This is a genomic window from Candidatus Ulvibacter alkanivorans (genome assembly GCF_003333325.1).
Classification (GTDB): Bacteria; Bacteroidota; Bacteroidia; order Flavobacteriales; family Flavobacteriaceae; genus Ulvibacter_A; species Ulvibacter_A alkanivorans.
This window is the reverse complement of sequence record NZ_QOLC01000006.1, coordinates 1-12,442: the sequence shown is the minus strand read 5'-3', so window position 1 is coordinate 12,442 and position 12,442 is coordinate 1. Positions and strand designations below refer to the sequence as shown.

The 12,442-nt window shown below is 40.1% G+C and carries 13 protein-coding genes; 9 read left to right on the top strand and 4 right to left on the bottom strand.

Annotated elements, in window-relative coordinates:
• Positions 1 to 254: 254 nt before the first annotated feature.
• Positions 255 to 2,006, top strand: a complete 1,752-nt coding sequence (locus DWA30_RS00565) for a M14 family metallopeptidase (protein WP_114490605.1) — start codon at positions 255 to 257, stop codon at positions 2,004 to 2,006.
• Here the strand turns inward: DWA30_RS00565 and DWA30_RS00560 are convergent.
• Complete coding sequence (locus DWA30_RS00560) at positions 1,968 to 2,597, bottom strand: NUDIX hydrolase (RefSeq protein WP_114490604.1); 630 nt, start codon at positions 2,595 to 2,597, stop codon at positions 1,968 to 1,970. The genes DWA30_RS00565 and DWA30_RS00560 overlap by 39 nt on opposite strands.
• A gap of 7 nt (positions 2,598 to 2,604) precedes the next feature.
• Between DWA30_RS00560 and pyrE the strand changes: the two genes are divergently transcribed.
• Together pyrE and DWA30_RS00550 are read left to right on the top strand one after the other, a co-directional pair.
• Entirely contained in the window at positions 2,605 to 3,273 is a 669-nt protein-coding gene (pyrE, locus tag DWA30_RS00555) for an orotate phosphoribosyltransferase (protein ID WP_114490603.1), read from the top strand.
• 47 nt (positions 3,274 to 3,320) lie between these two features.
• Positions 3,321 to 3,713 (top strand): SRPBCC family protein, encoded by a 393-nt coding sequence (locus DWA30_RS00550; protein ID WP_114490602.1) that lies wholly within the window; start codon positions 3,321 to 3,323, stop codon positions 3,711 to 3,713.
• Here DWA30_RS00550 and DWA30_RS00545 read toward each other — a convergent pair.
• Complete coding sequence (locus tag DWA30_RS00545; protein WP_168421705.1) at positions 3,710 to 4,441, bottom strand: biotin--[acetyl-CoA-carboxylase] ligase; 732 nt, start codon at positions 4,439 to 4,441, stop codon at positions 3,710 to 3,712. The two genes, DWA30_RS00550 and DWA30_RS00545, sit on opposite strands and share 4 nt — an antisense overlap.
• An 85-nt stretch (positions 4,442 to 4,526) precedes the next feature.
• Here DWA30_RS00545 and rsfS point away from each other — a divergent pair, with 85 nt between their 5' ends.
• The 6 genes from rsfS (at position 4,527) to DWA30_RS00515 (ending at position 9,282) form a co-directional block, all read left to right on the top strand.
• On the top strand, positions 4,527 to 4,898 hold the full coding sequence (gene rsfS, locus DWA30_RS00540; protein WP_114490600.1) for a ribosome silencing factor: 372 nt from the start codon (positions 4,527 to 4,529) through the stop codon (positions 4,896 to 4,898).
• Between the two features lie 15 nt (positions 4,899 to 4,913).
• Positions 4,914 to 6,857: an ATP-dependent zinc metalloprotease FtsH gene (gene ftsH, locus DWA30_RS00535; protein WP_114490599.1), complete on the top strand. Its 1,944-nt coding sequence runs from the start codon at positions 4,914 to 4,916 to the stop codon at positions 6,855 to 6,857.
• A gap of 112 nt (positions 6,858 to 6,969) precedes the next feature.
• Positions 6,970 to 7,572, top strand: coding sequence for an LUD domain-containing protein (locus DWA30_RS00530; RefSeq protein ID WP_114490598.1), 603 nt, complete (start codon positions 6,970 to 6,972; stop codon positions 7,570 to 7,572).
• A 3-nt stretch (positions 7,573 to 7,575) separates the two neighbouring features.
• Positions 7,576 to 8,379, top strand: a complete 804-nt coding sequence (locus tag DWA30_RS00525) for a phosphatidate cytidylyltransferase (RefSeq protein WP_114490597.1) — start codon at positions 7,576 to 7,578, stop codon at positions 8,377 to 8,379.
• Positions 8,369 to 9,019: a phosphatidylserine decarboxylase family protein gene (locus DWA30_RS00520; RefSeq protein WP_114490596.1), complete on the top strand. Its 651-nt coding sequence runs from the start codon at positions 8,369 to 8,371 to the stop codon at positions 9,017 to 9,019. Before DWA30_RS00525 ends, DWA30_RS00520 begins: the two co-directional genes overlap by 11 nt.
• Positions 9,016 to 9,282: an acyl-CoA-binding protein gene (locus tag DWA30_RS00515; RefSeq protein WP_114490595.1), complete on the top strand. Its 267-nt coding sequence runs from the start codon at positions 9,016 to 9,018 to the stop codon at positions 9,280 to 9,282. The genes DWA30_RS00520 and DWA30_RS00515 overlap by 4 nt, the downstream gene beginning before the upstream one ends.
• Positions 9,283 to 9,328: 46 nt before the next feature.
• Here the strand turns inward: DWA30_RS00515 and DWA30_RS00510 are convergent, their stop codons facing one another.
• Positions 9,329 to 9,571 carry a hypothetical protein gene (locus tag DWA30_RS00510; protein ID WP_114490594.1) on the bottom strand — a complete coding sequence of 81 codons (243 nt, stop codon included), beginning with the start codon at positions 9,569 to 9,571 and terminating at the stop codon, positions 9,329 to 9,331.
• Positions 9,572 to 9,669: 98 nt separating this feature from the next.
• The gene (locus DWA30_RS00505; RefSeq protein ID WP_114490593.1) at positions 9,670 to 12,300 is read right to left on the bottom strand and encodes a valine--tRNA ligase; all 2,631 of its coding nucleotides are present in this window, start codon (positions 12,298 to 12,300) and stop codon (positions 9,670 to 9,672) included.
• Positions 12,301 to 12,442 lie beyond the last annotated feature (142 nt).

Genomic DNA, 12,442 nt, shown 5'->3' with positions numbered 1-12,442 from the left:
GAATTTATGCAACATTTTAGGTTAAAATTTTAGACCTACCTAATATTTAAATATGTTTAGATAACAATTTGATATAATCAAAAATCCTTTTAACGATAGTTAATTAACCTATAATCATCTATTATTTCCACTAATTTCTGTTACTATCTTTCCAAACCTCCATTATTTTTTTCTTCTGTTCTAAACTTGTAATTATCTTTATCCACCAAACTTGTGTGTACTCTTTATAATTAATTCAAATATTGCTCACTACCATGATCCACCTTCGCATATTATCGATCTTATCAATTATACTGTTGTTTTCTTGTAATTCTGAAAAGAGGGAAGTTGACTTCGACTTTGAAACCAGGTTTGAAAAATCGCAAGGCAAACAAACTGCTACCTATGAAGAAGTAATAGCCTTTTATGAAGCATTGTCGAAGCAATATAAATCGGTTAACATATATGAATTAGATGATACAGACAGCGGAAAACCGCTTCACTTGGTCACGTTTAACACCAATCGCACGTTCGAATCGGAATTCGCCGGCGATCGTGACAAGAACATCATGCTAATCAATAATGGCATTCATCCCGGAGAAAGTGACGGTATCGACGCTTCTATGCTTTTGTTTCGCGATCTTTCCGAAGGAAAAATAACCGCACCAAAAAACACCATCGTTGCTGTGATCCCCGTGTATAATATTGGCGGTGCTTTAAATCGCAACAGTACAACACGAACCAACCAAAACGGACCCGAGGCGTATGGCTTCCGAGGAAATGCTAGAAACTACGATCTAAATCGTGACTTTATCAAGGCAGATACTAAAAATGCAAGAGCTTTTGCAAAAGTGTTCCGCATGGTAAACCCTGACGTGTTTGTAGATAATCATGTAAGCAATGGAGCCGATTACCAATATGTGCTTACACACTTATTTACTCAACACAACAAATTAGGTGGACCTTTAGGTAACTACTTGCACACCTCACTAATGCCGCAACTGGAAGACTCGTTACAACAAAAGAATTGGGATATCACACCTTATGTTAATGTATTCAACACTACCCCCGATAAAGGATTTACTCAATTTATGGATTCACCGCGTTACTCGACAGGGTACACCACGCTGTTCCATACCTTAGGAATGATGGTAGAAACACATATGTTAAAACCTTATAAGGAACGCGTGGAAGGCACCTACGAGCTTATGAAGAGCTTGCTCTACATCACCGATAAGGACGCAGAAGTTATACGCGAACTTCGAAAGAATACGTTGGCTAATTATAAGGTCGGAAAGCATTACCCCTTAAACTGGAAAATTGACAGCACTCGAACATCTACGCTTTCGTTTAAAGGCTATGAAGGAATAAGGACCCCAAGTCCCCTCACCGGTGCGGATCGACTGCAATACGATCGCGAACAACCGTATACAAAAGATGTGACCTACTATAATTATTTTACCCCTACAGACTCGGTGGTGATCCCAAAACAATACATCATTCCCCAAGGCTACTGGAATGTGATCGAACTTTTAAAATTGAATAAAATAAAAATGGATCGCGTACGGCAAGATACAGTGATCACCGCCCAAGTATATCGAATAAAAGACTTCGAGACTCGAAACAGACCGTACGAAGGGCATTACTTACACTATAACACCAAGGTTGAAACGCATACAGAAGAAGTTTCGATTCGAAAAAATGATTACATAGTAGACACCCAACAACCGGGAGTTCGCTATTTGTTAGAGACACTCGAACCTACAGCTCCCGACTCGTTCTTTAACTGGAATTTCTTCGACACCATTCTTCAGCAAAAAGAAGGTTTTTCACCTTATGTCTGGGAGGATAAGGCCATTGAATTCTTAAATGAGAATCCGACCATAAAAGCAGAATTTGAAGCCAAAAAAGCAGCCGAACCCAGCTTTGCTGCCAATTGGTTTGCACAATTGGATTGGATTCATAAAAAATCGCCTAATTATGAATCATCACACCTGCGATACCCTATCGTTAGGGTGGGTGGTTAAATATTCCTTCGGAAAGAGCAATTTGATGTTCTCATAAGAATCGCGCAGTGCTTTTTGAGATTTTTCAAAATTTTTCCAACGTGCTTTTTTAATACCCTCTTCAGGCTCAGGTACCAGTTCGCCCGTAAAATCGGTGTGCATTTCAAACCAATAGGTAGCCTTTAGTTTGAATTTTCCGTTGCGCTTAAAAACGTGATAGGTTTTCGTGATAAATCGTTTTATCTCTAGATCCCTAACACCTGTTTCCTCCATGGTTTCGCGAATAGCAGCTTCTTCGTAGGTTTCCCCTTTTTCAACTTTTCCCTTCGGAAGGTCCCACTTCGAATTTCTCCTAATAAATAAAATTTCTTTCTTGTCATTAAAGACCATACCGCCTGCAGCTTCAACCAAGGGTAGTTTTTTCCGAAGAAATCGCTCTAATTTTTCAGGATTTTTATGGTATAAATTGACATAGATAAGCTCCCCATTGTTTATTTTTTTGATCAATTTCTTAAAGCGAGCTAACTTCAACGGAATCGCGGTATACTGCTTACCTATATTTTTCTCGGTCGAGAGAATTATAGGAATATCTTTCACAAAAACTTTATACATTTGCAGTATGATTTTAAATAAAGAGACGGCTCAAAAGACAGCCGAACTACTGTTGCAAATTAATGCAATTAAATTGCAACCACAAAACCCTTTTATTTGGGCCTCGGGATGGAAATCTCCTATTTATTGTGACAACCGAATTACGCTCTCATATCCGGTTATCCGCAATTTCTTGCGCGAGCATCTATCCGGTCAGATCGAGGAATTGTACGGTAAACCGGACGCCATTATTGGTGTCGCTACAGGAGCCATTGGCATTGGAGCGTTGGTAGCCGATTATTTAAATCTTCCATTTGCATACGTACGACCGGAGGCCAAAAAACACGGTCGACAAAATAAGATTGAAGGTTTTGTTGAAGCCGGACAGCAAGTCGTCGTGGTCGAAGACCTTATAAGCACAGGCAAGAGTAGCCTATTAGCCGTTGAAGCTTTACGAGAAGCCAACGTATCCGTAAAAGGTATGATGGCAATTTTTTCTTATGGTTTCGACATTGCAAATTCTAATTTTAAAGAGGCGAATGTTTCGTTGAACACCTTAAGTAATTACGAACATTTACTGCACCAAGCCGAAAGATCTAATTACATCGCAGCGAAAGAGGCTAAAACCTTAGCAAAATGGCGAAAGGATCCCGAAAACTGGAGTCCGAAATTAACTGGTAGCGCAAAACAGGTATAGTTATTGCCATACCGAAAGCCTCATCTATTTAACATCGAAAATAAATTATGGAAATAAAAAGCAAAGAAGTACAGGTTCAAAAATCGGCTTCAGACCTATGCGATTTTTTAAGCAACGTCAAGAATTTTGAACAACTAATGCCAGAGAACACAAGTAAGTTCGAGCTTATCAACGACAACTCTTTCGTGTTTGCCTTGAAGGGAATGCCAGAGATCGCTTTAGAAGTAAAAGAGGTAAACAGCCCCAACAGCGTGGTATTAGGTGCGATGAGCGACAAACTTCCCTTTACACTCACCGGTGACGTTACTCCAATAGACGAAAACACCTCCAAAGCCCAACTGCGTTTTGAAGGTGATTTTAATCCGATGATGAAAATGATGATCAAAGGACCAATCACTAAATTTCTAGAGACCTTGGCTACCAATTTAGAAAAATGCTAAAAACGCATTTTCAACTGTTTTAATTGATACGATTTAATTGGGCCATTTTCATGGGCGACCAGTAGTTGCCCATTTGCATCTACGCCGCGAATATAGCCGGAAAACGGCGCTCCATCTATTGGTTGGAAGTCAGACAGCACATCCTTTTTAAACAAACTGGCTTCGTATTGCTGTTGTAAGTCGATCTTTTCTTCGGAAGTGACCTTCGATAACTTCGACAGAACGGCTCCTGCAACTTGCTTAAGCACTACATCAAGATCGTAGCTAATTCCGGTTGCCAGACGAAGAGAACTTGCCTGTGGTAAATTATCGAAGGTTGTTTCATTTACATTTAAACCAATACCAATGATGGATGAAACTACCGACGATCCTTGAAGCTGATTCTCTACAAGAACACCGGCCACTTTTTTTGAATATGACATTATGTCGTTTGGCCATTTTATAGTGACTTGCGGTATTGCCATAGCATCTAATGCAGTTTTGATACCCAAAGCTACGCCAAAATTGATGCGTGTTTGCTCTTGCACGTCTAGGCTCGAGTAGCGCTTAAACACACTAAAAGTAAGGCTTTCGCCCGATTTTGACTGCCAATGAGTTCCCGCTTGTCCCCTCCCCTTTTGTTGGGATTGGGCTACGACCACTAGGCCATCATCGATGGTTAAATTCTTACTTAGTTCCTTTAGGTAGGAATTAGTAGAATCGATGGCACTAAGTTTGATTATTTTCAACTGAATAAAGAATGTGATACTTATACACGCGTAAAGCGTTTCAAGAAACAAAAAAGTAATAACTTTGTGCAAATAAAAAAAATTAATGTCTAAGAAAGAGTCAGAAACAGATCAACTTGTAACACAAATAATTAAAGGGATTGAGGAAGTAAAAGGACAAAACATTGAGATTCTTGATCTTAGAGCCATAGAAAATACAGTGTGCGATTATTTTATTATCTGCGACGGAACTTCAAACACGCAGGTGAATGCAATTGTAAATTCAGTTCAAAAAACTACCAGCAAGGCGATTAAAGAGAAACCATGGCATGTCGAAGGAAGTGATAATGCCGAATGGGTACTGATCGATTATGTACATGTAGTTGTACATGTCTTTCAGAAACACATTCGTGAATTTTATGATATCGAAGGATTATGGGGCGACGCCAAATCAGTTAAAATAGAATCAACATACTAAAACTTATACCCCCTTATGGCGGAACAAAATAAAAAACCCGAAACAAAGAAACCTAAATTCAATGTGTATTGGATTTACGCGGCTATAATTTTGATTTTCCTCGGAATCCAATTCTTTGGCGGGAATTCATGGTCACAACCAACAAAGACCACTCAAGGTGAATTTCAAACATTTCTTAAAAATGGAGACGTTGAAAAGATCGAGATCGTAAATAAAAAATTAGCCAAGGTCTATCTAACCGAGGAAGCTCGAACAAAAGATATACACGCTAAAAAAACGAACAACTCGTTCTTAGATCCGGGACCTAACGACGCTGCATATCAATTCGAATTTGGTGACCTTCAAAATTTTGAAAACACCATTTATAATATCAAAGAAGAGAACGATCTAGAAACAAAGATTGTTTTCGATACCGATAGCAATATGTGGGGAGATCTTTTCCTTACCCTATTGCCATTTATCATCATTATTGGTATCTGGATCTTTATCATGAGACGTATGTCATCCGGTGCAGGTGGCGGAGCCGGCGGACAGATCTTTAATATTGGTAAGTCTAAAGCAAAACTTTTTGACGAAAAAACCGATGTTAAAACTTCTTTTAAAGATGTTGCCGGACTTGAAGGAGCGAAAGAAGAAGTACAAGAGATCGTAGATTTCCTTAAAAATCCAACAAAATACACCTCATTAGGTGGGAAGATTCCTAAAGGAGCACTGCTCGTAGGTGCACCGGGGACTGGTAAGACGCTTTTAGCCAAGGCAGTAGCCGGCGAAGCCAAAGTACCGTTCTTTTCGTTGTCTGGATCCGATTTCGTTGAAATGTTTGTGGGTGTAGGGGCGTCTCGAGTTCGTGACCTCTTTAAACAAGCAAAGGAGAAATCACCGGCCATCATCTTTATTGACGAGATCGATGCTATTGGACGTGCCCGAGGTAAAAGTAATTTTTCCGGTTCTAATGACGAACGTGAAAACACATTAAACCAATTGTTAACCGAAATGGATGGTTTTGGCACAAATACCAATGTTATCGTATTGGCCGCTACCAACCGAGCCGATGTACTCGACAAAGCCTTGATGCGTGCCGGACGATTCGACCGGCAAATCTATGTCGATCTTCCCGATGTTCGTGAACGTAAAGAAATATTCGAAGTGCATCTTAGACCATTAAAGAAAGACGACAGTCTAGATACCGATTTCCTAGCGAAACAAACACCTGGATTCTCTGGAGCCGACATTGCAAACGTATGTAATGAGGCTGCACTTATCGCGGCGCGTAAAGATAAAAAAGAAGTTACTCGCCAAGACTTCTTAGATGCGGTAGATCGTATCGTTGGAGGATTGGAAAAGAAGAACAAGATCATTACACCCGATGAAAAGAAAGCCATTGCCTTTCACGAAGCAGGTCATGCAACGGTAAGCTGGATGCTTGAACACGCAGCACCACTGGTAAAAGTTACCATCGTACCTCGAGGTCAATCCTTGGGTGCCGCTTGGTATTTACCGGAAGAACGCCTTATTGTTCGCCCGGAACAAATGCTAGACGAAATGTGTGCCGCTTTAGGGGGGCGTGCCGCCGAAAAGGTGATCTTTAATGAGATCTCAACGGGTGCACTTAGCGATCTTGAAAAGGTGACCAAACAAGCAAGAGCAATGGTAACCATTTACGGATTAAACGAAAAAATTGGAAACCTTACTTATTACGATTCTTCTGGGCAATCTGAGTACAATTTTAATAAGCCTTATAGTGAGAAAACGGCCGAAATGATCGACAAAGAAATATCGAACATTATCGAAGCACAATACCAGCGTGCAGTAGACTTACTAGAAGCACACAAGGATAAACTTACCCTTCTCGCTAACGAATTATTAGAAAAAGAAGTGATCTTTAAAGACAACCTTCAGAAGATATTTGGAGATCGCCCATTTAAAAGTTCACAAGAAGAGGAAGTAGCTACAACATAGATCGGCAATTTTCGTTTAAGCTAACAAAGATTAGAACGAAGCTAGTATACTTCGTTCTATATTTTATATATTTGAACATTAACGCATATAGGAACTCCTCAAAAACGCATGCATGAGTCTGTTTAAAAGACTTCTAAACCCTAATTATAAGTCAGATGAAAAAGCAAAAAAATCTGACCATAGTAAATATTTCCCCGAGGACAAGCTACCGGTAGACGAAAAGTTCACCTTCAATTTTAATAAAAATGGAGGAAAATTTCTCTACTGCGAAAACACCGAGGAAGTACTAGAAGCCTTCGACAACATTTTATTAGAAAACGATTGGTACGAACGCGATGTGTTTTGTATCAATGAACAACTCACCACTAAGTTCGATGGTTTCAATCTAAATTTCACCAAGAAATCGAATGCTACTTTCTTCCTCTCAACATGTGAGTCATTGGTAGCCAATAACGGTTCTATTTTACTGTCCTCAAACCAGATAAAAGAAAAGAAACTAGACGAGCTCCCTTCTAATCTGGTAATATTTGCAACCACCAGTCAATTAGTAGATACAATTAGCGAGGGACTACGAATTATAAAAAACCACTACAAAGGGTATATACCCAGCAATATCACTACCATTCAAGACTTCGAAACTGAAAAAGAAAAGGACTTTATGAGTTATGGAAGTAGCACAAAAAACCTATATTTGCTGCTACTGGAAGACTTATAATCTATGAAGGAACTTTTCGTGCGGAGTATATCGGGTATTGTTTACAGTGCCGTAGTAATTATCTCGATGTTTGCTTCAAGAGAATGGTTTATGGGCCTCTTCTTCGTGCTCGCCGTCATAACACTTAGTGAATTTCTTAAACTAGTACACCTAACCAGCTACTTAGCCTATTTGCTACTGGCGGCTGCTCTGTATTTCTTGAGTTATGACATCTTCGATACCAATGCTGTCTATTTATATCTCATCCTTACAGGATTTGTAAATCTGTTCTTGGTAAAAGACATTCTATGGGTGAATAAAATCCCCATGTTCGAGAAGAAAAAATACATCACGGTTATCTTCTATCTCATTAGCGGATTCGTTTTTATAACATTAATTCCATTTCGAGAAGGGGAGTTCATGCCACTAATAATCGTGGGACTCTTCTTATTGGTTTGGGCCAATGACAGTTTTGCGTATCTCGTCGGAAAGAACCTCGGTAAACGCAAACTTTTAGAACGTATTTCGCCCAAGAAAACCGTAGAAGGCTTTTTAGGCGGGTTAGCCGGGTCGTTGTTAGCAAGTTTTATTATCTTTAAGTACACCGAAACATACCCCTTAGGGATTTGGATCGGTTTGGCCTTGCTGGTTACCGTTTTTGGAACCACAGGAGATCTTATACAATCAAAATTTAAGCGACAGGCCGGAGTAAAGGACAGTGGTGTACTAATGCCGGGCCATGGTGGATTATACGACAGATTGGACAGTATAGTGTACATTAGCCCCTTCGCTTACGCATTCTTAGAAATTGTAAATTATGTTTCATAAAGAAGGATACAAAATTATTTTTATAGCACTCGTCGCGTGTATCGTGTTAAGCTTGCTCGCCGATTATTTTGTGAGTAACAGTTACATTCGAGGTGGAATCATTATTTCACTTATTATTTTACTCATTTTGGTGCTTCAATTCTTTAGAAACCCAAATCGGAATTTTCTTCAAAATGAATCACAGGTCTTATCGCCCGTAGATGGTAAAGTGGTTGTGATTGAAGAAGTCTTTGAAAAAGAATACTACAACGAAAAGCGTTTACAGATATCTGTTTTTATGTCACCCCTCAACGTACACGTTACCCGCTATCCGGTGGGTGGTGAAGTGGTGTATAGCAAGTACCATCCTGGCAAATACCTAGTGGCATGGCACCCAAAGTCTTCCGAAGAAAACGAACGAACTACCGTAGTCGTTCGATCTAAGGAATTTGGAGATGTATTACACCGTCAAATTGCGGGAGCACTCGCAAAACGCATTGTTAATTATGCCAACGAAGGTGAAACCGTTATCCAAGCATCGGACAGCGGCTTTATTAAATTTGGTTCTCGTGTCGATGTTTTTCTGCCCATAGGTACTAAGGTTCAAGTTAAGCTAAATCAAAAAGTGAAGGGCGGTGTCACCGTCTTAGCCGATTCATGACTTCTGAAGAACTAGATATTGCCTTTCAAAATGCTGTAGAGAGCATCAACCAACATCAGGAACCTTTCCCGGCCGATTTCTTACTGCGCTTGTACGCCTATTACAAAAGAGCCACCAATTCACAAGATTCACCAAGCAGCAGCAATCCGTTGATCAATGCATTCAAGACAAATGCCCTGTTTCAAACCCGAAACTTAAGTAGTGACGAGGCCAAAGAGTTATATATCGAAGCAGTAACCCATTACTTCTTGTACCGCAAATAAAAAAGGCTGTGACAAGCACAACCTTTTCCAATTTATTTTACGATACTTATTTTTGCTGAAGCTTATTGAACTTGATTTCGTACTCATCAATTAGTTCACCTATGGCTTCTACATTGTCTGAAGCGCGTTGATGCGCAGCTTCCATTCCTTTTTCCAGCTCTTTGTCCGGGTGCTGAAACAAATCGGTAATTACGTGATTGATCTTGTCGATGATACTTTCCTGACTGTTCTTGATGTCTTCTAACTTGTTCAACATCCCTTGCATCTGATCGTACTTTGCTTGTTCCATACTATTGATTTTTAGTTCAAATTAAACAATCAATTAATTGAAATATAGCAAATTAACCTCAAATTATAAAAATTTAAGAGGTTTTAACGGTTGTACGCTTACTGCAAACTAGCCATACTTGCCTTTAATGTTTCGATCTTTGCCAATGCATCTGCCTCCTTTTTTCGTTCGTTAGCAACCACCTGTTCCGGAGCTCCATTTACAAACTTTTCGTTCTTTAATTTTCCTTGAACGCTACGTAAGAATCCTTCGGTGTATTTAAGTTCTTCGGAAAGTTTTGCGAGTTCCGCTTCCACATCGATGGCCCCGACGATAGGAACAAAATACTCATTCGACTTAACACGAAAGGTCAATGCACCTTCAATCGCTTCTGTCACATAGCTCAGCTCCCCAATATTACCCAACTTAGTGATCACCGGGTCAAATGACGTTGACGCCTGCTCATTATTGATGACCGATAGATTGATTTCCTCCTTAAACGCGATATTCTTTTGTTTACGAATGGTGCGTATTCCCGAGATTACTTCCGAAGCAAACGAAAAATCCTTGATCATATCTGCATCATAAGTGGTCATTGTAGGCCAGGACGCCACAATAAGCGCCTCTTCCGGACTGCGATCGCTTATGTGTTGCCAGATCTCTTCAGAAATAAATGGAACAAATGGGTGTAACACCTTTAAGTTATCCTCAAGGATCGCAATGACCTCGGCATAGGTTGTTGCAGCCATTCCTTCTCCGTAATTTGGCTTGACCATTTCGAGCAACCAAGAGCAGAAATCATCCCATACTAATTTATAGGTGGCCATTAACGCATCGCTAATTCGATACTTGCTGTAATGGTCTTCGATCTCGACCAACACTTTCTGAAATTTATTGCGATACCACTGCAATGCGATCTTGGCAGTTTCTGTTTCTTCGATAGCTTCGGAAACTTCCCAACCGTCGATTAAACGATAGGCATTCCATATTTTATTTACAAAACCACTACCTTGTTTACACAAATCTTCATCGAACATAAGGTCGTTGCCCGCTGGAGAACTTAATAGCATCCCCACTCGTACACCGTCGGCCCCATAGGTATTCATCAGTTCGATTGGATCTGGAGAGTTTCCTAAAGACTTACTCATTTTACGTCGCTGCTTGTCACGAACGATTCCGGTTAGATACACATTTGTAAAAGGCTTTTCATCTCGATATTCGTATCCTGCAACAATCATTCTTGCGACCCAAAAGAACAAGATTTCGGGAGCCGTCACAAGGTCGTTGGTTGGATAGTAATAATTGATCTCTTCGTTATCCGGCTCCAAAATTCCATTAAATACGCTCATTGGCCACAACCATGAAGAAAACCAAGTATCTAGAGCATCGGGATCTTGGGTAAGGTCTGAGGCCTTAAGATCGTTATTTCCACTTTGTTTCTTTGCTTCGGAAACCGCCTCTTCCAAACTTTCTGCGACTACAAAATCATTCTTTCCGTCGCCATAATAATAGGCTGGAATTTGTTGTCCCCACCATAACTGACGAGATATGTTCCAATCGCGAACGTTCTCCATCCAATAACGGTAGGTATTCACGAATTTTTCCGGAACGAGATTAATATCTTTTTCGAGCACAGCTTCAAGCGCAGGCTGTGCCAATTCTTTCATTTTAAGAAACCATTGGTCGCTCAATTTTGGCTCGATCACTGCACCCGTTCGCTCGCTAGTACCCACTTTGTTGGTGTGTTGTTCGACTTTGTCGAGCACACCAAGAGTTTCTAGTTCTTTTACGATCTCTCTACGAACCACAAAACGATCTTTCCCTTCGTAATGCATTCCGAAGCTATTAAGTGTAGCGTCATCATTTAGGATATCAATTACTTCCAGATCGTGTTTCTCCCCTAAGTTCTTATCGTTCTCGTCGTGTGCCGGTGTTACTTTTAAACAACCCGTACCAAATTCCATATCGACATAGGTGTCGGTAATTATTGGAATCACACGGTTGCAGATTGGGACAATTGCTTTCTTTCCATGAAGATGTGTAAATCGGTCATCATTAGGGTTGATACAGATAGCGGTATCACCAAGAATGGTTTCCGGTCGTGTAGTAGCAATCGTTAAATAATCCTCACTTCCTTCTATTTGGTACTTCAAATAATACAGATTTCCCTGTTTCTCAACGTGAATTACCTCTTCGTCAGACAAGGTAGTCTTGGCTTGCGGATCCCAATGCACCATTCGATATCCGCGATAGATATGCCCTTTTTTGTATAGATCGACAAAAACCTTAATTACTGAAGCTGACATATCGTCATCCATCGTAAATTTTGTTCGTTCCCAGTCGCATGAGGCACCTAATTTTTTCAGCTGTTCGAGAATGATACCACCGTGTTTGTGTGTCCATTCCCACGCATGGGCTAAGAATTCATCTCTTGTGAGATCTGCTTTTTCAATTCCTTCCTCCTTTAACTTCGCCACTACTTTGGCTTCCGTAGCAATAGAAGCATGGTCTGTTCCCGGAACCCAACAAGCGTTGTATCCTTTTAATCTTGATCGTCGAATTAACACATCTTGAAGTGTGTTATTCAGCATATGCCCCATATGTAGAACTCCTGTAACATTTGGGGGAGGAATTACAATAGTATATGGTTCTCTATCATCTATTTCACTGTGAAAATAGTCATGCTGCATCCAGTAGCTATACCACTTATCTTCAACGTGTTGTGCATTGTATTTTGCATCTAAACCCATACTTTGGTCTGGTTTTTGGAGTATAATTCGCAAAAGTAGGCATATATTGCAGATTATAAAAGTGAATAACTTATTTTGCACGTTGTACGAAAGATTCCTACTTTAGCAATCAGTAAATTATAGAAATTATGAAAAAATATGT